The 22,835-nt window shown below is 42.4% G+C and carries 18 protein-coding genes; 5 read left to right on the top strand and 13 right to left on the bottom strand.

Features of this window, described 5'->3' with window-relative positions:
• The first annotated feature begins 119 nt into the window (after positions 1–119).
• Positions 120–1,481: a glutathione-disulfide reductase gene (gene gorA / locus IMPJCBKJ_RS03020; RefSeq protein WP_166338736.1), complete on the top strand. Its 1,362-nt coding sequence runs from the start codon at positions 120–122 to the stop codon at positions 1,479–1,481.
• Positions 1,482–1,568: 87 nt separating this feature from the next.
• Here the strand turns inward: gorA and IMPJCBKJ_RS03015 are convergent, their stop codons facing one another.
• Positions 1,569–2,162 carry a Fic family protein gene (locus IMPJCBKJ_RS03015; protein WP_166338735.1) on the bottom strand — a complete coding sequence of 198 codons (594 nt, stop codon included), beginning with the start codon at positions 2,160–2,162 and terminating at the stop codon, positions 1,569–1,571.
• Entirely contained in the window at positions 2,152–2,310 is a 159-nt protein-coding gene (locus IMPJCBKJ_RS03010) for a hypothetical protein (RefSeq protein WP_166338734.1), read from the bottom strand. Before IMPJCBKJ_RS03010 ends, IMPJCBKJ_RS03015 begins: the two co-directional genes overlap by 11 nt.
• Positions 2,311–2,505: 195 nt before the next feature.
• Here IMPJCBKJ_RS03010 and IMPJCBKJ_RS03005 point away from each other — a divergent pair, with 195 nt between their 5' ends.
• From IMPJCBKJ_RS03005 to IMPJCBKJ_RS02995, 3 genes are all read left to right on the top strand, one after another.
• Positions 2,506–3,546 (top strand): helix-turn-helix domain-containing protein, encoded by a 1,041-nt coding sequence (locus IMPJCBKJ_RS03005; RefSeq protein WP_166338733.1) that lies wholly within the window; start codon positions 2,506–2,508, stop codon positions 3,544–3,546.
• Positions 3,547–3,751: 205 nt separating this feature from the next.
• Positions 3,752–5,425, top strand: coding sequence for a hypothetical protein (locus IMPJCBKJ_RS03000; protein WP_166338732.1), 1,674 nt, complete (start codon positions 3,752–3,754; stop codon positions 5,423–5,425).
• 125 nt (positions 5,426–5,550) lie between these two features.
• Positions 5,551–6,282: a glutaredoxin family protein gene (locus tag IMPJCBKJ_RS02995; protein ID WP_166338731.1), complete on the top strand. Its 732-nt coding sequence runs from the start codon at positions 5,551–5,553 to the stop codon at positions 6,280–6,282.
• 54 nt (positions 6,283–6,336) lie between these two features.
• Here IMPJCBKJ_RS02995 and tldD read toward each other — a convergent pair whose 3' ends face one another.
• The 9 genes from tldD to IMPJCBKJ_RS02950 all read right to left on the bottom strand — a co-directional run bounded on the left by tldD (position 6,337) and on the right by IMPJCBKJ_RS02950 (position 19,010).
• Positions 6,337–7,776 (bottom strand): metalloprotease TldD, encoded by a 1,440-nt coding sequence (gene tldD / locus IMPJCBKJ_RS02990; protein WP_055021391.1) that lies wholly within the window; start codon positions 7,774–7,776, stop codon positions 6,337–6,339.
• Positions 7,773–8,603, bottom strand: coding sequence for a carbon-nitrogen hydrolase family protein (locus tag IMPJCBKJ_RS02985; RefSeq protein WP_166338730.1), 831 nt, complete (start codon positions 8,601–8,603; stop codon positions 7,773–7,775). Before IMPJCBKJ_RS02985 ends, tldD begins: the two co-directional genes overlap by 4 nt.
• A complete protein-coding gene (locus tag IMPJCBKJ_RS02980; RefSeq protein WP_138599265.1) occupies positions 8,593–12,450 on the bottom strand; it encodes a YhdP family protein in 3,858 nt (1,285 codons plus the stop codon). The genes IMPJCBKJ_RS02985 and IMPJCBKJ_RS02980 overlap by 11 nt, the downstream gene beginning before the upstream one ends.
• On the bottom strand, positions 12,450–13,922 hold the full coding sequence (rng, locus tag IMPJCBKJ_RS02975) for a ribonuclease G (protein ID WP_138616162.1): 1,473 nt from the start codon (positions 13,920–13,922) through the stop codon (positions 12,450–12,452). Before rng ends, IMPJCBKJ_RS02980 begins: the two co-directional genes overlap by 1 nt.
• Position 13,923: 1 nt before the next feature.
• A complete protein-coding gene (locus IMPJCBKJ_RS02970) occupies positions 13,924–14,493 on the bottom strand; it encodes a Maf family protein (protein ID WP_138616160.1) in 570 nt (189 codons plus the stop codon).
• Positions 14,493–14,972, bottom strand: a complete 480-nt coding sequence (mreD, locus tag IMPJCBKJ_RS02965; protein ID WP_054552785.1) for a rod shape-determining protein MreD — start codon at positions 14,970–14,972, stop codon at positions 14,493–14,495. The genes IMPJCBKJ_RS02970 and mreD overlap by 1 nt, the downstream gene beginning before the upstream one ends.
• Positions 14,965–15,807: a rod shape-determining protein MreC gene (gene mreC, locus IMPJCBKJ_RS02960; RefSeq protein ID WP_054552786.1), complete on the bottom strand. Its 843-nt coding sequence runs from the start codon at positions 15,805–15,807 to the stop codon at positions 14,965–14,967. Before mreC ends, mreD begins: the two co-directional genes overlap by 8 nt.
• Positions 15,807–16,850: a rod shape-determining protein gene (locus IMPJCBKJ_RS02955; RefSeq protein WP_054552787.1), complete on the bottom strand. Its 1,044-nt coding sequence runs from the start codon at positions 16,848–16,850 to the stop codon at positions 15,807–15,809. Before IMPJCBKJ_RS02955 ends, mreC begins: the two co-directional genes overlap by 1 nt.
• Positions 16,851–16,982: 132 nt before the next feature.
• The gene (locus IMPJCBKJ_RS02950; RefSeq protein ID WP_138599266.1) at positions 16,983–19,010 is read right to left on the bottom strand and encodes a formylglycine-generating enzyme family protein; all 2,028 of its coding nucleotides are present in this window, start codon (positions 19,008–19,010) and stop codon (positions 16,983–16,985) included.
• 238 nt (positions 19,011–19,248) lie between these two features.
• Between IMPJCBKJ_RS02950 and IMPJCBKJ_RS02945 the strand changes: the two genes are divergently transcribed.
• Positions 19,249–20,148, top strand: coding sequence for a pyridoxal-phosphate dependent enzyme (locus IMPJCBKJ_RS02945; protein ID WP_166338729.1), 900 nt, complete (start codon positions 19,249–19,251; stop codon positions 20,146–20,148).
• Here IMPJCBKJ_RS02945 and IMPJCBKJ_RS20870 read toward each other — a convergent pair.
• Together IMPJCBKJ_RS20870 and ssb are read right to left on the bottom strand one after the other, a co-directional pair.
• Positions 20,145–21,797: an EAL domain-containing protein gene (locus IMPJCBKJ_RS20870; RefSeq protein ID WP_166338728.1), complete on the bottom strand. Its 1,653-nt coding sequence runs from the start codon at positions 21,795–21,797 to the stop codon at positions 20,145–20,147. The two genes, IMPJCBKJ_RS02945 and IMPJCBKJ_RS20870, sit on opposite strands and share 4 nt — an antisense overlap.
• Positions 21,798–22,123: 326 nt before the next feature.
• On the bottom strand, positions 22,124–22,816 hold the full coding sequence (ssb, locus tag IMPJCBKJ_RS02935) for a single-stranded DNA-binding protein (protein WP_054552791.1): 693 nt from the start codon (positions 22,814–22,816) through the stop codon (positions 22,124–22,126).
• Between the last annotated feature and the right edge of the window lie 19 nt (positions 22,817–22,835).

Here is a 22,835-nt window from a genome sequence, read left to right as displayed (position 1 = left end):
TGAAGTTGGGGCGAATTGATGAAATACAAGGGGCTTAACCTTGGTCTTTATTATGCTATTATCAACTTATTACTAAATCGATTAATTAATAAAAAGTTATCTATTTTTGAGGACAAACTATGGCTCAGCATTTTGATTACATTGCAATTGGTGGTGGTAGTGGCGGTATTGCCTCTGCAAACCGTGCAGCAATGCGTGGCGCAAAAGTCGCTCTTATTGAAGCAAAACACATGGGTGGCACCTGTGTAAACGTGGGTTGTGTTCCAAAGAAAGTAATGTGGCACGGCGCACAAATTGCTGAAGCAATTAACGCATATGCACCTGACTACGGCTTTGATGTTGAATTAAAAGGTTTTAGCTGGGCTAAATTAGTTGAAAGCCGCGAAGCGTATATTGGCCGTATTCACCAAGGTTACAACAAGTACTTATCTAGCAATGGTGTAACTGTAATCAATGGCTTTGCTAAGTTTGTTGATAACAAAACAGTTGAAGTAAACGGTGAGCTATACACTGCTGACCATATCCTTGTCGCTGTTGGTGGTCGCCCTACTATTCCTAACATTCCAGGCGCTGAGCTTGGTATTGATTCAAATGGCTTCTTTGAGCTAGACGCACAACCTAAGCGTGTTGCTGTGGTTGGTGCAGGCTACATTGCCGTTGAAATCGCAGGCGTACTTCATAGCCTTGGTACAGAAACACACCTGTTTGTTCGTAAAAACAAACCACTACGTACTTTTGACCCATACATTGTTGATACGCTTGTCGATATTATGGCAAAAGAAGGCCCAACTCTTCACACTGAGTGCACACCTAAAGAAGTAGTTAAAGAAAGCGATGGCAGCTTAACCATTCACTTTGAAAATGGTCACAGCCAAAACGTTGATGAAGTTATTTGGGCAATTGGCCGTACACCAACAACTGACAAGATCAATCTTGCTGCGGCAGGTGTTGAAGTAACTGAAGCTGGTTACGTTAAAGTAGACGAATTCCAAAACACCACAGCTGAAAACGTATACGCAGTTGGCGATATCATCGAAAACGGTATCGAACTTACGCCAGTAGCCGTTAAAGCAGGTCGCATTTTATCAGAGCGCTTATTCAATAAAGAACTACCTGATGATTTAAAAATGGACTACGAGCTAGTACCTACTGTGGTATTCAGCCATCCACCAATCGGCACAATTGGTTTAACAGAGCAGCAAGCGATTGATCAATACGGCAGCGATAGCGTTAAAGTATATAAATCAAGCTTTGCAGCAATGTACACAGCGGTTACTCAGCACCGTCAAGCATGTAACATGATGCTGGTGTGTGCAGGCGAAGACGAAAAAGTTGTTGGCTTACACGGCATTGGCTTTACCGTTGACGAAATGATCCAAGGCTTTGCCGTTGCAATGAAGATGGGCGCAACCAAAGCAGACTTTGATGCTGTTGTGGCTATTCACCCGACGGGCTCAGAAGAGTTTGTAACGATGAGATAAACTCGCGTTGCGAGTCAATTTTAAAACCTTGTGGTGCTGCCACAAGGTTTTTTATTGAGTAAATTTGGTAGTGATTTCAGTACACTATCAAAGCTCAGAAATTGCTTGACTAAAAATACGTTTAAGTAAATCTAGGTTTAAATTCACACCTGCAATATTCGCATCAATCCACTCTCTCTGAGAGATTGGAGGCCACGAAACCTTATAGCCGATGCTATATAACATTTCTTCAAAAAAGAAACGTAACACTCTACCGTTACCTTCGCGGAATGGGTGAAGTAAATTTAGCTCACAAAACAAGTCTGCCACTTTTTCAATTAGTTCATCATTATTCTGACAATTCGATATTGCCGGAATGGTTCGAAATAATTTGTTAGCTTCAGGCTCAATACGCGTCCAAGTACAAAAGCGGGTATTACCCTTGGAGATATCAACATCCCTAATTTGACCTGCCCACACATATAAGTCTTGAAATAAGTGGTGATGAAGATGTTTTAAATGCTCAAGTGAAAACTTAGATAGAGGTTGTTCGGGGGAGTCATAAGTTCTATAGCGTTCAGCGGTAAACTCAGCTTCAGCTTGATCTAATATATCCGATTCTCGAATATCTAATAAATTAATTAATACATCAGAGGCAGGGTAGCAATATTTATCTTGAGCTACCCCGTATTTATCGCGCATATTTACGCTTCAATTCAGCAATACTTTTGCCTTCACTATTAGTTTTCAGCGTTAGACCTTCATAGCTTAAACTGACCTTAAAGTTATCCATATCGGGCATAAACTTAGTTTTTTGCTGATTGCTAGTCTTAGCAGTTTTGGTAGTCATAAACCCTCCTGTAATACTGATAATTCTAGCTTATTCAAGCATAAATTGCCATTAATCAACTTATTCGAAAGTACAGCCAAAAAGAAGAGAAAAAGGCAATTAAAATACTGACCAATTTAAACTTTTTAATGCCTATGATTACAAAGTGAGGGGGAGTTGTTAAACTCAGCTAAAAGAATAAAAACGTAAACTACTTTGCAATCAATCACTTTATTCCCTGTACACCTTGTACAGAGTATCTTTCTGTTCCAAATGTTATTTGGTGCATTATTAATTAATAGCCAAAAACAAAGTCGTTCCTTGGTGCTGCTGTTTGCATTTCAAGGCTGTGTGTGCGCCTTTAACCTGCTAGAAGGGTTAGGGTTTTCTAGTTACTTAATTACCCCTGCATTTACATTACTGTATGGGCCTATGATTTACTTTTTTACCTTGTCGATTACAGGTAAACAGCCCTTTAAAACATCACACTACGCGGTACACTTAATTCCTGCGGCTATTTCCTTGGCCTTTACCCACTACACGCAAGCGATCATTTTACTTGGTTCGCTCAGTCAACTTGGTTATTTCTACTTCGCTTATGGCATTTTAAAGCGCTATCACAAACAACTTATGCATGCGCGCTCAGATGCTGAGAGCCTTAAATTAAAGTGGCTGATCAAAGCATTATTTATTTTTGCCATTATTGTCGTATTTGATTTGCTGCGCATGAATGTGCAACCAATCACGCCGCTCGATTTAAAGATGCACTGGTATTTATTAAACGAAATACTGTTACTGCTAATGTTTAGCTTTTTGTTGTTTCACACCATCAAAAATAGCTTTCAATTCGAACCAGTCACATTGCCTGAAGAACCCGAAGCTGAACAAACTGATTCGGCTGACGAGCAACTTGCGCAGCAAATTTTCTCAACCATTGATAACTTGGTTATTAACGAATCGCTTTATCGACAACCTAGGCTCTCACTAAACGACTTAGCAAATCAAACCGGGCTCGGTAGTAAAGAAATATCTTGGGCTATTAACAGCTCTACGGGGAACAACTTTTGTGAGTACATCAACCAGCATAGAGTGAATGATGTTAAACGCGAAATAGAGCAAGACTCACCTCAAAAACTCAGCCTGATAGAGCTGGCATTTCAAGCAGGCTTTAATTCTAAATCGACGTTTAATGCCGTGTTTAAAAAAGAAACGGGATTAACACCGAGTCAATTTAAGAAGCAAACGCAAAAGAATTAGCTCATAAAACAGACAAAAAACGTCCTAAATCCTGTTTTAGGACGCTTTTTTACAACTCAAACGCTAATTTAAACAAAAAACAACTTTGAGACTCCTGATGTACAAGTCCTATTTTTTACTACTAACTTTGTGCCTATTAATAAACTTTTCGGGTTTTGCTTTAGCAACGAATCACTCTTTAGAGGTGACGAATCAAGCTTTAAAAGTGCAGCCAAGTCGCGTTGGTGCAAGCGACCCAATCGCTTACTTTCAATCGAAAACAGCAGCAATAGAATTTGCTAAACAACAAAACTGGGCTCAGGTGAATAAACTCACAAAAAAGCTCATTAATGAATATCAACACGATGGCGATACTTGGTATGTACTTGGCCTCAGTTATTTTCAATTGGCCGATTACCAAAATGCCAGCAATGCTTTGCAACGCGCACTTGCAATTGGGACTAGCTTAAAAGGCATTCCTAATGGGGCCAGTAACCCAAACGATTTAATGGTTAAAATTGCAGAGGCATACGCAGAGCTTGATAACCAACAGCAAGCCGAGTATTGGCTTAAAAAAGCACTAGCAGCAAGATGGGATGACCGCCCAACACTTGCTGGCACCAGCTTATTTAAATCTGGTATTAATCCTTACTTTGAACGCTTTGCACAATCAGCCAGTTATAAATCACTTGCAGGTAATAATTTGGATACTGAACTCAATCGAGATCAAAAGTGGCGCGCCGATTTAGCGTTTTTAGTCTCAGAGATCAAACGTTTACACGTGGCAATGTATCAAAACATGAGCTCACAACAGTTTGCAGAAAAAGTAGCTGAGATTGATAAGTCGATTCCTATTCTAACCGATCAGCAAATTGTTTTTCAGTTTATGGAGCTAATTGCATTACTTGGCAATGGTCATAATCTATTGATCCCAGCATGGGGTGAAACAGGCAACTTTCAGCAACTACCATTTCAGTTTTATCAATTTAGTGACGGTTTATACATCAGCAAAGCAAGTAGCGATTACCAGCAATATGTTGGCTATAAAGTTGAGGCATTTGCCGATACACCAGCCCAGCAAGCTCTTGAGTTAACTAAACGTATTAATGCTCGCGATAATGAAATGCAAACCCTTTGGTTGGGTCCCTATTATTTAAGTTTGCTTGATGTGCTAAACGGGCTTGGCATTAGCAAAGGGAGCGAGGTAACACTTACGCTCAGCTCACCACAAGGCGCTATCACCACAGTTACACCAGCGCTCAAATCAATGCAATTTGCAGGTTTTCCTAAGTTACCAAAACTTGCTGAACACCCCACGCTTAGATACTTAGCAAAAAACAATACGCCGTTTTGGAGCGAACAAATCAAAACGAATAAATTACTGTATGTACAATTCAATGATGTGCGAAATAACAAAGATCTCACCCTTGCTGAATTTGCCATGCAGCTACAAGCACAAATCAAACACGATGACATTGAGCATCTGGTGCTAGACCTTCGCCATAACAGTGGTGGTAATGGCTCGCTCACCCCGCCTTTGGTGGCAACGGCCGCATTTTTTAACGTATTAAAACCACAAGGAAAGCTATTTATATTAATTGGCCGCAATACGTTTTCGGCAGGCCATGATGTAGCTGTAAAGATTGCCAATATAGCGCCAGCGATTTTTGTAGGTGAGCCATCAGGCACCCGCCCGAATGTGGCAGGTGAAGCTGGCTGGTTTAACCTGCCATACAGTAAACAAACAGGCCTTATTTCGAGCCAATTCCACCAGCAAAGCCGAGCGGAAGATCATCGAATCTGGTTAGCGCCCGATATGCCAATTACACTTTCTGCAAAAGACTACTTTGCAGGTATCGATCCGGTAATGGATGCTGTTTTAACTATAACTAAGCAATAAACAGTACTGGCACAAACCTTGTAACTGTTAATAAAGTAACCAGTTATAGCAAGAGTTTGCTCTTGTTTACTGTGTAATTAAGTAGTTATTACGCAGTAAACAAGGCATTTTTACAAGGAGGCACTGTGTCTAAGTCTGCAATTTTATATCGCATGGTGACCGATGAGCATATTTGCCCATTCGGTTTAAAATCAAAAGATTTACTAGAGCGTCATGGTTACGATGTTGATGATCGTCACTTAACCAGCCGTGAGCAAACTGACGAATTCAAACAGCAGCATGATATAAAAACCACACCACAAACCTTTATCAATGATAAACGCATTGGTGGTTACGATGATTTACGCGACTTTTTTAATCTGCCCGAGGCTGGCCAACAAGGTACCAGTTATACCCCTGTTTTAGCCATTTTCGCAGTAGCTATGCTACTAAGCTGCGGTTTCACTTACGCCAGTGGTGAGGCTTTATTTTCTATGAAGAACCTGATGCTGTTTGTTGCATTATCCATGGCGGTATTAGCGATACAAAAGCTGCAAGACTTATACAGCTTTTCTAACTCATTTATTACCTATGACTTACTAGCCATGCGTGTCGTGCCCTACGCCTATGTTTATCCATTTATAGAGGCGTATGTAGCGATAGGTATGGTGGCTAAATTACCCGCCTTAGCTGTAGCACCATTTTCACTATTTATTGGTGGGATAGGTGCGATATCGGTTATTAAGGCTGTGTATATCGATAAACGAGAACTGAAATGTGCCTGTGTTGGTGGCGACAGTAATGTGCCGCTCGGCTTTATCTCTCTGAGTGAAAACTTATTTATGATTGCCGCAGGTATATGGATGCTAATGAGCTAATACAAAAACGCGAGGGATTACCCTCGCGTTCATTTTAACTATTATTGAGGATTATTAAGCCGTACCACCCACGGTTAGGTTATCAATTTTAAGGCTTGGCTGACCCACACCAACGGGTACGCTTTGGCCATCTTTGCCACATACGCCAACGCCTTTATCAAGCGCTAAGTCGTTACCTACCATCGAAATTTGCTGCATCACTTCTGGGCCATTGCCAATCAGTGTTGCGCCTTTGATAGGTTGCGTGATTTTACCGTTTTCAATTAAGTAGGCTTCAGAGGCACTAAATACAAACTTACCTGACGTAATATCCACTTGGCCGCCACCAAAGTTAGGCGCGAAGATACCTTTTTTCACTGAGCTGATGATATCAGCTTGGCTGTGCTCGCCACCTAACATATAGGTGTTGGTCATACGCGGCATAGGTAAATGAGCATACGATTCACGGCGTGCGTTACCAGTAGGGTTAACACCCATCAAACGGGCATTTAGCTTATCTTGCATGTAGCCCTTTAAAATACCGTTTTCAATAAGCACGTTATACGCAGCTGGTGTCCCTTCGTCATCCACGTTCAATGAACCACGGCGATCAGCAATGGTGCCATCATCCACGACTGTACACAGTTCAGATGCCACCTTTTGACCTACTTTACCGCTAAACGCTGATGCGCCTTTACGGTTAAAGTCACCTTCTAGGCCATGGCCTACCGCTTCGTGTAGTAACACACCCGGCCAACCTGCGCCTAGCACGACTTCCATGCTACCGGCAGGTGCATCGATTGCTTCTAGGTTTACTTTTGCTTGGCGAACAGCTTCTTCGGCGTATTCCATCCAGCGCGGTTTGCCATCGACTAACTCTTTAAAATAGCCATAATCTAAACGCGCACCGCCCCCTGCACCACCGCGCTCACGACGGCCGTTCTTCTCAAGTAACACTGAGCAGTTTAAGCGAATAAGCGGGCGAATATCGGTGGCAAAGGTGCCATCACTTGCAGCAATTAACACTTCTTCATAAACCGCCGACATTGAGCTGATAACTTGCTCAGCATCCGGCGCTAATTGACGAATATAGTTTTCAAGTTCACGTAGCAGGCTTACTTTGTCATCGTTGCTCATGCTTTGAATTGGCTGATGCGGCGCATACTGCTCTTTAGCAGCTACATCACTGAATACTTGAATCGTTTTGTTTTCGCCAGCATTGGCAATGCTACGCGCAGCCGTTGCTGCTTTGTTTAACGCTTCAAGGTTAATCGCATCTGAGTATGAAAAACCGGTTTTTTCACCGCTAACAGCACGCACACCCACACCACGCTCAACGTTGTATGAGCCTTCTTTTACTAAACCGTCTTCAAGCACCCAAGATTCGTGATGGCTCGATTGAAAATACAGGTCGGCATAGTCAACTTGGTGCTGATGAATAAAAGCGAGCGTTTTTTCTAATTCTTCTCTTGTTAATTGGCTGTCATGTAATAAATGCTGTTCAACCGTGTTCATAATAAATGCTCTCTAAATCGTTGCTGAGACTGCACAGGCATGTCTTGGCGAATTGTATTCAAGCGGTTTAAATCAAGCTCATGGCTGATAAACCCGGTACCAGAGGCAAGCTCACTGAGCGTTTCTCCCCATGGTGAAATAATAATGCTGTGGCCATATGTGTGGCGGCCATTTTCATGCTCGCCCCACTGCGCTGCGGCAACCACATAGCATTGCGTTTCGATTGCCCGCGCAGCTAATAAAATATGCCAATGAGCAGCGCCGGTGACTGTGGTAAAGGCACTGGGCACTAAAATAAGCTCAGCCCCTTGGCGCTGCATGGCGGTGAATAAGCCACTAAAACGTAGATCATAACATACTGCTAAGCCAATTTTACCAAATGGCGAGTCGACCACCACAATATCATTGCCTGCTTGCGTCGCATCAGACTCTCGGTAGCTGCGGGTAGTGTCGGCTACATCTACATCAAATAAATGAATTTTATTGTACTGCGCAACCACATCGCCTTGGTTGTTAAATAAAAACGAGGCGGCTAAATACTTACCATTTTGCTGCGAAACAGGCAGGGTGCCAGCGGCTAACCAAATATCATGTTGCTTGCATAAATCGGCAAGTTTCGCTTTATATGCCTCACTTTGGTGACCTAATTGATAGCTTGCTTGGCTTTGCTTACTAAAGATCAAAAAGCTTTCCGGTAAACACACTAGCAATGGCCGAGTTGGAGGTAACTGATTCAACGTCTCTGCTAAAAAAGCGAGATTTTGCTCAGCATTCATACTTGAGCACATTTGTACTGCAACAACCTGTGGGTGAGGATTAGCCTTCATTATTATCTAAACTCGCTGAAGATGCGGCATCTTTTAATTTTAGTTGCGTCGACGACTGCGGCTGGCTTTGCGCGGCTTGCGGTAACGTCACTTCACGGCTCTTACGATCAACTTCTTCGACAACAGGATCGTTCATACTGCCTGTTACTTTAAAGTTGATCTCTGAGATCACCCGCGCTGAGTGAATCACTTTGTCGATTGCCAACGCAGCAAGACCACTTACCGGATTAACCATCCATGCCACAATCACTGGAATACTCGACGTTACCTGCGGCGCAACCGCTAGGTCGTAATCAATTTCAAAGGTATTTAAGTTTGTATGGCCTTTAATCGTTAAATCAGCAGGCACACCATCAAGTTTGGTATCTTGAGTGTAAGCAATGCCCTTTTCTAGCTGCATCGTGCCTTGCATGCTGTTATAGAAAAAGCCTTTGGAGAATACATCCCTAAAGTCCAGTTTCAGCTTACGCACTAACGAGTCTAAACTCAGTAATGAGAATACTCGCGCACCACCATCACTGATCTCAGCAAGGTGCCCTTCACCTAAACGCCAATCTAACTCACCGGCTAAACTTGGTACATCAAAGCTATAAGGGGCGCCTTGCCATGCAAGATCAAACTTAATATTGGCGTCAGAGTCTTTTACTGTAGTAGTGATATCAAACTCATCAAATAGCGCACCAATATCGTCACTTTGTAAGTTACCACTAAAGCGTGTTTGCCCATCGGCAAATTGCCCTTTACCGCGCAATACGTGATCGCCTTTGTCGATAACCAGCTCAGTAAACAAAAGTTTATCGTTCTCCCCAACTAAGCTACTTTTAATTTTATCGAGCTGATACTCAGCGACTTTACAATCTTCACAGTTAAACTCGATGGCTGGGACTCGGGTTAACCAGCTTAAATCTTCAGGTTCAGTGCTTTGCTCTGTTTGCTCTGCAACTTCGTTAAAATTAATACGCAGATAGTCAGTAAAAATTTGAATTGGTCTGCGTGTTTCACCGGTTGGGATCAGTGCATCGGCACGTAATTCTTTAGCATTTAGCTTTAACTCTAAATCTGATTGTTTTGGCGCTAAGCGAAATTCAAAATCATTAAAGTCGATATTGTGTAGTGCCAGTTTATTAAATTTGCCCGTTACGTTGTTGAATGCAGGCATCACACTTGGCGCATCTGACTTAACTTTGGTAAGCGCAATAATTTGATCAATTAAGCCAAACCAAGGCACTATTTCGGTTTCTGGTAAATCAATAGATACCGCAAAACCTTCACGGTTCAAACCTAAATCTTGTGCACCTAAAATTAAATGGGCATTACTAAATTTCTTTTCGCCATTATCTAAAATCGCATTAAAAAATAACTGCTCATCAACATTTGCGGTGATCAAATTAGAAATACGGTCGCCCTGTACCACTGCAGTTAATGGCCATTTCTGCTCTGCGCCTTTGTTATAAGGTGCAGGTAGTTGGCTAGTCACACCGATTAAATTACCACTCACATCGGCGCGGTAATTAAAGTCATTCGGTAAAAAGTTAAGCGACACATTAATATCTACATCACTTTGGCCGCTTAAGTAACCGGCCAGTAAACCATGCGCCTGTTCAATTAAAGGCTCAGCTTCAAGTGCTAACTTTATAGCAATTTCAGCGCGATAGTTATCAGCCACACTTTCACTGTTATAACTTGCAGTGAGCGGCATACCCATCCAATCTGCTTTGGCATTTTTTAAGTCGATTTTATCGTTGTTAAACTTAACAATACCGGTCATGTGATTAAGTGTGATCCCAGGCTGTGCAAGGTAAATCGGAATATTAGCTAACTCAACTTCACCAATCGCATCAACATGACCAGACTCTAGATCTACTAGTAATTCAATTTCAGCCTGCGCTTCCCCTTTAGCTTGAACTACCTCAAATACATCAGCTAACGGTTTTGCTAACGGAGTCGCAGAAAAGAAGGGATTAAGCTTATCGCCATGGGCGCGTTTATTAATAGCAACTTTTAAGACATCTGCATTCATTAAATCGGCAATACTGACATGCACGCTATCGCCAAGGACTAGATTAACCAGCTTGCCCGACTTGCTATAGATATCCATGCGCTCATTTTCGAAATGTAAAATGACGTTGGCATCTTCAACTTCTGGCCAGCTTGGTGAAAACTTATAGTTCGCGTTTTCAACATTCGCTAACACTTCAAATTGACCTTGCTGCTCTTTGAACGGAAACCCTTTAAATGGCCCTGAGAACAACACTTGCGCTTTATTTACTTCGCCACCTTTAATGGCTCCATTGAGGTAGCTAACAAGGCTTTTGCTCATGACAGGTAACGGAAAATAATGCCCAGCGACTTTGGCATCAGGGGCATAGGCTTCAGCATATAAATCTAACCGCGGTTCATCAGTCAGGCTGAGCATCATCTCAGCAGCCACAGTTACTTCGTCGTTATCAAGCCAAATATTATCGCTACTAATGCGCCAGCCATCATCGTAATGATGAAGGTCTAGTTCTACATTTAATTGGTTATAGGCAATATCTTGGCTAAAGCTGCCGTTTGTTAATAGTTGATTATTCTCGCCATAAAGCTGAATTCGCCCAGCTGATTGATTAATTAAGCCATTAACGCGGATAGCTTGCCCACCCGGAACACCTTGCAGCGACAGCCAATTAATTTGTTCGCCCTGAAACCAAAGTTGCCAGTTATCCTGCTGACCTAACTCAAGGTAGGCATCACTTAACTGACCATTGGGTTGACGAGCTAAAAACGGGGCAAGTACTTCAAAGTTACTTAACTGCGATAACTTGGCCAGCAATGCAAAATCAAATTGCTTTAACCAAATTTGATTTTTATCGCCAAGCTGAGCTTCAAATTGTAAGGTTGGCCATTGTTTTAAATCGCTTTCAAAGGTAAGTCCGGTGCTTTTTAAGCGCCAGCCACCTTGCTTTGGAAATAAATGAAAACCACCTTCGCTTAAACTGATTTGATGCGCTTCTTGGTTTTGTTGCCAGTTGATAAAACTCGGTAGCCACTGCACTTTTACATCGCTGATCAGGCCTTTATCAAGGCTAAACCAAGTTTGTAAGTTGATGTCGGAATTAAGCTGCTGCTTGTCGGTATTAATATATTGCGCCAGCCATTTAGATACATCAACGTTCGCCGCTTGCACATAGATATCACCTGCCATGGTTTCAAGAGTCGACCCATTCAGCGCCATACGGGCGTCAAAGCTACCAACAGAAATTCCTGGTAACGCTAATGTACCTGAGCCTTGATGTTGCTCAGGGGTATTTTGCCAGACAATGTTTTCAAGAATGAGCTTACGCTCTTTACCATCATTGAGGATAAAGTTAAGGCTACTATCTTGCACTGCAAAGTGCCCTGTTTCACCAAGAAACAAACCTTCGATAAGTTCTTTTTGCTCAAAGTTACCTGATTGTTGATTATTGCCTAAATCAAGCATCGTTGGTAAATCGACATCAGCATGAAAACCATTGATCACAAAGTAGCTCGATTTAAGCTGACGGGTTTTTACCGATTCCCATAAGTTAACTTCAAGGCTCGCTTTATCAATGGTGAGTGCAATGGGTGAGGTTTGGTTATCTTCAAAGGAAATATCTTCGATGACTAAGGCGGGTCCTTTCCCCTGCCAACTGGCTGAGATTGAGCCAATCGCTAAATTTACATCAAAACGTTCATACAAAAACGCTTCAATGTCATCTTTATAGTCATTCGCGTATGGCAGTGAGTACTTTACCACAGAGACAATAACGGCCAGCAGTACGAGAGTAATAGCAAATACTTGCCATAACTTACGTAAACAATAAAAGCAGACCGTTTTTGCCTTCATTACATCATTACCACATCAAACTGTTCTTGGTTGTATAAACTCTCTGTTTGAATACTGACTTGCTTACCAATAAATAGTTCCAGCTCAGCAAGGTTGTGATACTCATCATTGATCAATGCTTCACTTACCGAAGGCGATGCGTAAACCATGAACTTATCAGCTGCATAGGCACGGTTTACCCTCACGATTTCACGCAAGATTTCGTAGCAAACCGTTTCGACCGTTTTTTGCGAGCCGCGCCCTGAACACGCTGGACACACATCACAAAGAATGTGCTCCAAGCTTTCGCGGGTGCGTTTGCGGGTCATCTCTACTAAGCCTAGTGCAGATAAACCATTTATGTTGGCTTTTGCACGATCTTTTGCAAGCGCAGATTCAAGTGAATGCAATACTCGGCGTTTGTGCTCATCACTAATCATATCGATAAAGTCGATAATAATGATGCCGCCTAAATTACGTAAACGTAGCTGACGAGCAATCGCTGAGGTTGCTTCGATATTAGTATTAAAAATGGTCTCTTCGAGGTTACGATGGCCAACAAACGCACCGGTATTTACATCAACTGTTGTCATCGCTTCGGTTTGGTCGATAATTAAATAACCTCCCGATTTAAGCTCAACTTTACGATGTAGTGCTTTTTGGATCTCGGTTTCAACATCGAATAAATCGAAAATAGGTCGCTCACCCGGGTAGTATTCTAATGCTCCCGATAACAGCGGCACAAATTCTTCAGTAAATTCTTTAAGCTCTTGATAGGTTAGTTTTGAGTCAACACGAATACGCTCCATGTCTTCACCTACGTAGTCACGTAGAGTACGAAACGCCAGTGTTAAATCTTCATGCAAGATACTTTCTTTACTGGTTTTTTTGCGCTTAGTGACGATTTTTTGCCACAGCTTTTTTAAAAATTCCGCATCGTGACGTAGCTCTGCTTCAGATGCACCTTCTGCTGCGGTACGAACAATAAAGCTGCCGTCATCATCACCATATTCAGCAACAATTTTCTTTAAACGCGAACGTTCTTCTTCGGTTTCAATACGCTGGCTTACACCTACATGTGTTGCATCTGGCATAAACACTAAATAACGAGAAGGAATCGTGATATCGGTTGTTAAGCGCGCGCCCTTGGTACCTAGCGGGTCTTTAACCACTTGCACCATGATATGTTGACCTTGGCGCACAAGCTCTCGAATATCTTGTACTTTTTTGATTGGCTGTTCGTCAACGCCTTCTACAATTGAGGCACTGTTTACAATGTCTGATGCATGTAAAAAGGCGGCTTTCTCTAAGCCAATATCGACAAACGCAGCCTGCATACCCGGTAGTACGCGGCTGATTTTACCTAGGTAAATATTGCCCACTATGCCAAGGTTGCCAATTCGCTCTAATTGGATTTCTTGCAGTACGCCATTTTCGATAAGCGCAACGCGACTTTCGCTCGGTGTAACGTTGATCAGTAATTCGGTGCTCATGTTACCCTCTTAAAAATTCGTTTAATAACTGCTCTGTCTCATATAAAGGTAAGCCGACAACCGCAAAATAGCTACCCGAAAGATGACTCACAAAGCGGCCACCTAAGCCTTGAATGCCATAACCACCGGCTTTATCTTGCGGCTCACCACTATGCCAGTAGGCATCAATTTCAGCATCGCTGAGTGGTTTAAATGTAACATCGGTGACAACAAGGCAGCTTTTTACTTGCTCACTATCAGCAATAGCCACAGCCGTCATCACTTGATGGGTACGGCCAGATAAGCGCTTCATGGTAGCGGTAAAATCAGCTTGGTCTAGCGGCTTACCAAGTGCGGTATCATCAATGACAACCACGGTATCGCTGCCAAGTACTGGGCGGTCGGTGTAACCCATAGCAACGCCCGATTGTGCTTTGAGTTTGGCTAGGCGCTCTACATAGTCACGCGGGGCTTCGTTTGGGAATTGGCTTTCATCAGCATCAACGCTAAATTGAGAAAACTCAACGCCAAGTTGGCTGAGCAACTCTTTTCGGCGCGGTGATGCAGACGCCAAATAAATTGCGGTTTGCATTATCTAATCCTGAAATGACGGCGATATTTACGCAAAATTAAGAATATCCACCACCAACAAAGCATGCCGGTTAGCACTGGCCACATATAATGCGGGCTAAAATAAACGCCCATTAAAAAGTGGTTAAGCCAAAATTGCATGAGGTGGTAAAGCGTTAAAAACAAAGCAATTAAAATGCTTTGCTGCCATAAAGAAAAGTTTCTAATTTTTTGGAAGTTACTCGCAGTGATAAATATACACACCGAATAAGTCAGTGAGTTCACACCGAGTGGCGAACCTGATGCAAGGTCCATTAATAAACCAACGACCCAGGCTGTGCCAATATTTAGACGGTGCGGCACCGCTAACGACCAATACATTAATACCATTAACACCCAGTCTGGGCGGTATGGCTCAAACGAAATTGGTAACGGCATTAGTGCCATTACCAATGCAAAAAAGATACTGATAGCAATCAGCAAAGAGTGACGACTATTCATTGCTGATGCTCTCCTGCTGATTACGCCACAGCACAACCAATAAGCGAATACGGTCAAGTTGCGCAATTGGCTCAGCATAAACTTGCGCAAAAGGACGCCCTTCATCGCGGTTAATTTCGGTCACCACGGCAACCGGATAACCCTCTGGGAAGGTACCACCAAGACCAGACGTAACCAAAATATCGCCAATGCGAACATCAAGGCTATGCGGTACATGCGAAAGCTTTACCACGTTAATTTTACCAATGCCCTCAACCACGGTACGCACATCGTTACGTAAAATACGCACAGGTGTGGCATGAGTTGTATCTGTCATCAGCAGTACGCGCGAAGTAGTTGACCCCACTTGAGTGATTTGCCCCACTACACCCATTTCGTCAATCACAGCTTGGCCTTCGCTTAGGCCATCGGTTGTACCTCGGTTAATAACCACTTGGTGGCTATACGGATTTGAGTGAACAGAGAGGACTTGTGCAATAATTTTACGGTTTGATTGCTTAGCCGATGAACCGAGTAAAGCACGTAATTTATCGTTTTCACGAGATAGAAATTGCAGTTGTTGTAGTTGTTCGCTTTGTAGTAACTGCTTCTTTTTTAATGCTTCGTTTTCGGTTAAAAGCTGTTCGCGGGTATGCAGATTCTTCGCGCCAATACTAAATAGCTCATAGGGCAAGTTGGCAAGGTAAATGAGTGGGCTAACTAGAGTGTTTAGGCTGGTGCGGATTGTTGTACCACCTTGCGTGTAGCGATCGCCCACGATCAGCACGACACTCAAAAGCACTGCGACAAAAAGCCGCAGTTGCAAAGAGATGGTACGACCAAAAAGTAACTTCATTAGTCGTAGCTAAATACGTCACCACCGTGCATATCAATCATTTCTAGTGCCTTACCGCCGCCACGTGCAACACAGGTTAATGGATCATCAGCAACCACAACTGGGATACCAGTTTCTTCCATTAATAAACGGTCTAGATCCTTTAATAATGCACCACCACCGGTTAATACCATACCGTGAGCAGAGATATCAGATGCAAGCTCTGGTGGAGATTGCTCAAGAGCAACCATTACCGCGCTTACAATACCCATTAATGGCTCTTGCAGTGCTTCTAAGATTTCGTGTGAGTTAAGGGTGAATGAACGCGGCACACCTTCCGCTAGGTTGCGACCACGTACTTCAATTTCAATTGGCTCATCTGTTTTGAAAGCCGAACCGATTTGATGTTTGATGTTTTCGGCAGTTGCTTCACCAATTAAGCTACCAAAGTTACGACGTACATAGTTAATGATAGCTTCATCAAACTTGTCACCACCGATGCGTACAGATGAAGAGTAAACCACACCATTTAAAGAAATAATGGCAACTTCAGTTGTACCACCACCGATATCAACAACCATTGAACCGGTTGCTTCAGACACTGGTAGGCCAGCACCGATAGCCGCAGCCATTGGCTCTTCGATTAGATAAACTTCACGAGCACCGGCACCCATAGCCGACTCACGAATCGCACGTTTTTCTACTTGTGTTGCACCACAAGGCACACAGATAAGAACACGCGGGCTTGGGCGCATAAAGTTGTTGTTATGCACTTGCTTGATAAAGTGTTGTAGCATTTTTTCAGTCACGTAGAAGTCAGCAATGACACCGTCTTTCATTGGACGAATTGCTTTAATGTTACCCGGTGTACGACCTAACATTTGCTTAGCTTCGGTACCGACAGATGCTACGCTCTTAGGGCCACCAGCACGCTCTTGACGAATAGCAACAACTGAAGGCTCGTTTAATACAATACCTTCTTCTTTTACGTAAATTAGGGTATTGGCTGTACCCAAGTCGATCGATAGATCGTTTGAAAAAATACCACGGAGTTTTTTAAACATGAGGCTGGATGACCTTTGAAAATTCGTTCTTATATTAGCTGCTCTCACTCTATCATGCTAATCATGAAAAAGCGCAACTGCTTTAATTAAATTGCTAAAAAAGGAAGCATCCATTGCTTCCTTTTTAAATTCTTATCGTTCGCGTACTAAACGGAAACCGATATAGTTTGCACGAAAATCTGGCGCTAAGATTAAGCGCGTTGAAACGCGTGCTAGGCTTGGAGCAAAATTCCATGCACCGCCTCGAACAGCCACATCAGACTGCCCTGACTTTTTGTTTGTCCATTCCCACACATTACCTACTGTATCGTATAGGCCGAATGCGTTAGGAGAAAACGACCCTGTTGGTGCTGCGCTCCTGTTTGACCATTCGCTTCCACACCAGCCACAGTTCGCTAAATTTTTACCAATTTCGTTACCCCAAGGGTATTCAGTTTCTTTACCTGCACGTGCAGCGTATTCCCACTCAACCTCGTTTGGTAAACGAAATAACTGGCCTGTTTGACCCGATAACCAATCTGCATACGCTTTGGCATCGTTATAAGTTAAACAAACCGCCGGGAAATCGCTTTCTTGATCAAAACCCGGATTGCGCCAGTTTAGAGTAGCTTCCCAAACTGGTTCACCATTTAAGTAATATGCACAGCCGCGATCTTTTTCTGCTTCTGTTTTATAGCCGGTATTCGCAACGAATTGCTCATACTCACCAACGCTTACTTCTTTGCTTTGCATTGCAAATGAGTTAGCAATGGTTTTTTCTACCACTGGGCGCTCATTCGCTAACCCATTGCCGTTAATGTCACCCATCTTAAATTTACCAGCGGGAATAACTACAATGCTGGCAGAACTGGTTTTATTAACAATACTTGCAACAGGTGCTGTTACAGGTTGCTCTGGTGCCGCTGTCACTTCAGCAACAACTGGCTCAGGCACTTTAACTAGGTTTGCATTAATGGTTTGTGCTTTACGCAGATCAATTCGCGCTTTATAGCTTTTGTAGCCACGTTTGCGAATTTCAATATCATGAAAACCTTTTGGTAATGATGTCGTTAACCTAGTTGCACCATAGCTCACACCATCAATAAACACTTCGTCATCATAAACATTTGAACGCAGTGTTAATTCAACCATTTTAGATTTATTTTGATCAGGTAATGGTTCAACCTTAATTGGCTTTTTTACAGAATAATCGCTTACGGGTTGCTCATTAAAACGTGATACAGAGACCACTTGATTATTATCCTGAGAGTTACTGAATGTTAACTGACTATCTGAATACGTTGCGTCGTAATTTGCTTGATAATTACCGGCCAAAGGCGTGCCATAATCTGCACAAAAACGATTGTCTAAATTAAGTAGGCTACATAAACGACTGCTGTTTACATCACCGCGCATGGTCACGCTTAAATTAACGTTGTAGTTACCTTGACCACTAAAAGCACTGTTCACGACATGGCTACTTAAAATCTTAACCTGTGCACCGGCAAGGTTACGTTTCGGTTCAACTAAACGCTCTTCTGTTAAGTTAGCAAAAATCTGGTCTACAAAACGTTTAGTGGCTTTTTGTAAACCCATTTGTTGGCCACGCTGCTCACAGGCAGCAAGCGTTTCGGTACGCTTACAGTTAATCGTATGATTAACTTCTAGCGTGCCTTCACGTGTAAACTCGTTACGTAAACGCTCAACACGTGCTGTTGCTAACTGCTCTTTTAAGCTTTCTAAGGTATTCAGTTGAGTGTGCTTTGATACACGAATTTGCTCGATATCTTTTCTATGCGAAGCAATTGCCGCCAATTGCATCGAAATATCATCTTTGTTTTGTTTATGATCAACCACAGCTTTTTGGTAACGCGACTGCGCATTGCTGATATCAAGGGTTGGGTCATCAATCAGTCGGCGATACATCTCATTCATTGCATCTAGCGCTTGGTTTTTTTCTTTATCTAGCTCAGTTGAGCGGGCGCGCAATAATTCGAGTTGTTTTTGTAACTGACTTTCTTCTTTTAGGTGTTTTTCGAGGATTAGGGTCGAGTTATCGTATTCGGCTTGTTTTTTACTGATCTCTGATTCAATGCCAGTTACCGTAGCTGTATCTTGTGCAAATGCACTTGTCGCTAGCAAACTAACTGAAATTAACAGAGATAAAGGAGCAATTCGCATATATTCCATTCCCAAAAAGCGGCAATTATTTGGTCATTATTATTTTTTATAATTAAACTCTTATGCTATGTACTTGCAAGGCAAAACACAAGCTTTGTTCAATTATTATCTCAGTTTACCTCTATTACCTTAGTTGATGCCAGTAAATAACAAAATCATTTTGGTTTAATTGACTAATTTCTATCTCTAAGATGACTTTGCTACAATTGGGCGTGTTTATTTACTAAAAAATAATATCGTGAATAGTTCTTTTGAATCACCAGTACAAACAATTCATCACCCCTTATTAGCGGCACGTAAAGTTCAGCTCAGCATCAAGCGTGATGATCTTATTCACCCGCAAATTAGTGGCAACAAATGGCGTAAGCTAAAATTTAACTTGCAAGCCATGCAGCAGCAGAAGAAATCTGAACTACTCACTTTTGGTGGTGCATTTTCAAACCATATTCATGCCACAGCAACTGCGGGTAAACTATTTGGTTTTAAAACCCACGGCATTATTCGCGGCCCTGAACTAGACGAAGCAAATCCAACACTCAACTACGCAAAGCAATGCGGTATGAGCTTACACCCAGTAAATCGAATTACTTACCGGTTAAGGCACGACCAAACTTACCTAGCACAATTGCAAGCACAATTTCCTAATGCCTACATACTGCCAGAAGGCGGCACCAACGCAGCTGCGCTTTTAGGTTGCAAAGAGTTAGCACAGAGCCTACCAAGTTCTGATGTAATTGTTTGCCCTACTGGCAGTGGCGGTACATTGGCGGGGTTAATTGAAGGCGCACCGCAGCACACAAAGCTGTTAGGTGTCGCAGTACTGAAACAAGCGCACTACTTAATTGATGAGATAAAGCAGCTAAGTAATAAAGCAAATCAGCAACAGAACTGGCAGCTGCTTTGCGACTTTCATGATGGTGGCTACGGAAAGTTTAGCGATAACTTGTGGCAATTTTGCCAAACTTTTAGCAAGCAACACACTATTGCGCTTGAGCCAATTTACAGCGGTAAAATGCTCTTTGCTGTATGGCAACTTATAGAGCAAGGCTACTTTGCTAAAGGTTCGCACATCATTGCAGTCCATACAGGTGGGCTACAAGGGTTAAATGGCCTCAAGTACCGAGGCCTCATTGACTAACTATAGGGCGTAATATCCGCCAGCTTTTGTAATGGCTCGGCAAAGTAAAAACCTTGAGCAGCAATGACACCTAGGTTTTTTAAGGTCGCAAGTTCGTTCTGTGTTTCAACTCCAACTGCATAGACAGGAAAGTTTAGCTCTGCCCCTTTAGTAATTATTTGCTTAACAATTTTTTGTTGCTGAGCACTTGTGTCTATATTATGAATTAGCTCTAAAGCTAGTTTAATACTACAAATGTTATTAATGCCTTTGTAGGTCGCTAGGTGCTCACTGCTGCGCACATTATCAATAACTATACCTGCCGAGAGTTTTTCTAAACACTCGAACTGTGTACTAAGCTTTTTATGCTGTTTTAAATAATCATCTTCGCTGAGTTCAAATTGCAACCTGTCGATACACTTAAAGTCATCTGTCTGCTGATTTAACCAATCCCAAAACTCATCATTGAACCAGTTCATCGCATGCAAGTTAATACTTACCTTTAAGCTACCAGACTCATTCAACAACATCTTTTTTACTTGTAAAATTACGGTTTTATCTAACAGTAAAACATCTTTTTTACTACTCATGTGTGGAATAAAGTGCCTAGCAGCAAGCAAACCTAAGCTTTTGTGTCGAATACGGATCAATGCCTCATGCTGCAAAATATCGCCCGTTTGCAAGTCAAATAACGGCTGAAAAAACAACATAAAGTGTTTTTTCTTTATATACTCAAAAAGATGTTCTTTGCTATCAGCCAGCATGTTTGACTGCGTGTGACCAAAAGGTAAGCGATGGATATGCTGCCAAGCGCTTTGTTTCGCCAGTGCTAATGCCGATTTAGTAAGCTGATAAACCACTGCCTGATCAGCCCCTGTGCGGTAATTACACACACCAATTTTTATATCAGCGCGAGACAAATCACTACGGTAATTTAAACAAGCTTGATAGATAACTTGATGTAGTCGCTTTGTGTATTTATCAATTTCAGTGGCAGGTACATTATTTAAGGTGACAGCGATACCGCCAGAAGGCAGTAATTTAACAGAGCGATTTACAAGCTCACCAAAGCCTTTAGCAATCACTAATTTAAAGTAGTTATCGATATCAAGGTTAGCAGGAAACGGGCTTTTCCAAAAAAATAGTGCAAACAAATGATTATAATTAGTTGGCACACCATATAAGATATTCAAATCTTGGTGCGCTAATGGTTTTGGAGATGTTAACTGCTTTGGCGGTGCCTCAACCACTTGCTGCTCTTGGCTTTGTATTTGTGGCTGCTCTAAGGTTTCTAATTGCTTGAACATTTTTTTCCACCAACGGAAACCCCAATACCCAGTGCCAAGCAATATTAAATTTAAAAATATAAATAAGTGACTTTCAACTAACCATGAAGGCCAATGAAATAAGCGTAAATTAACGGTCTTATAGCTAAAAACCTCCTGCTCAAGATCGATGAAATTCGCAAAGTTTTGCGGAACGTCGCTAGCATTCATTGCAAAGCCTTGGCTTTTAACTAATGTGGCAATGATATCTTGCGACACAACCGGATCAAGGTTCAGCTCATACACCTGCTTGGCTAGTTCAGTGCCTGTTCGGTGCACTTTGTCGTGTAACACATCACTTAAAAAAATATTAAAAACAACTAACAGCAAAAATGCGGCCGCCACGTAGATGGCCTCCGGTTGCTTTATTCGTGAAGTTAAGTCTCGTTTCATTTCACAGGTTAGTTGCTTAAACATACACAAAGTGTTGTTCAAGAACCCTATAAATACAAGGCTGCGAGGCGATTTAAAGCAATATCAGAAATATCCTATAACCAGCGCTGTCAAAAGTTTTGTAATTTTAAACACCTAGCAAAAACAGTTAATGAGAATTATTTTGTAATCAACACAACCCAAACAAAAGTAGTGATTACGAAGTATTGCGTAAATAAAAAACCCAGCAACTAAGCTGGGTTTTAAAAATTAACTCTACAATCTAATTATATTGTGAATTAGAACGGGATATCGTCATCAAAGTCGATTGGTGGTTCCATTGGATTTGATGCGCCGCCTTGTGGGGCATTTTGAGGCTTAGGAGCAAAACCACCTTGTTGAGGTGCATTGTTTTGCTGCTGACCATAACCGCCACCATATTGGTTATTGCTCTGCTGCGGTGCAGACTGCTGTTGTGGACGCTGTTGCTGCTGTGCTGGCGCAGACTGTTGCTGTGGAGCATAGCTGTTATTGCTTTGTGATTGCTGTGCACCACCGCCGTAACCGCCACCTTGTTGCTGACCACCTTGGTAACCGCCTTGTGATTGACCACCTTGATAGCCACCGCCACCACCTTGCTGCTCACCACGACCGCCTAACATTTGCATTTGACCGCCCATGTCTACCACGATTTCTGTAGTGTATTTTTCTTGGCCTGATTGATCAGTCCATTTACGCGTTTGTAATCGACCTTCGATGTACACTTGTGAACCTTTACGAAGGTATTCACCAGCAACTTCTGCTAGTTTGCCAAATAACACGACACGGTGCCATTCAGTACGCTCTTGCATTTGCCCTGTGTTTTTATCTTTCCAGCTATCTGTCGTAGCAATGCTGATATTCGCTACGCCATTGCCATTAGGCATATAACGTACTTCTGGATCTTGGCCTAAATTACCAACCAAGATAACTTTGTTCACACCGCGTGCCATGGAACTTCTCCTATAAAAC

The organism is Pseudoalteromonas sp. MB47, assembly GCF_011319765.1.
Lineage (GTDB): Bacteria > Pseudomonadota > Gammaproteobacteria > Enterobacterales > Alteromonadaceae > Pseudoalteromonas > Pseudoalteromonas simplex.
Note: the sequence above shows the minus strand (reverse complement) of the source record. Positions and strands in the feature narration are given on the sequence as shown.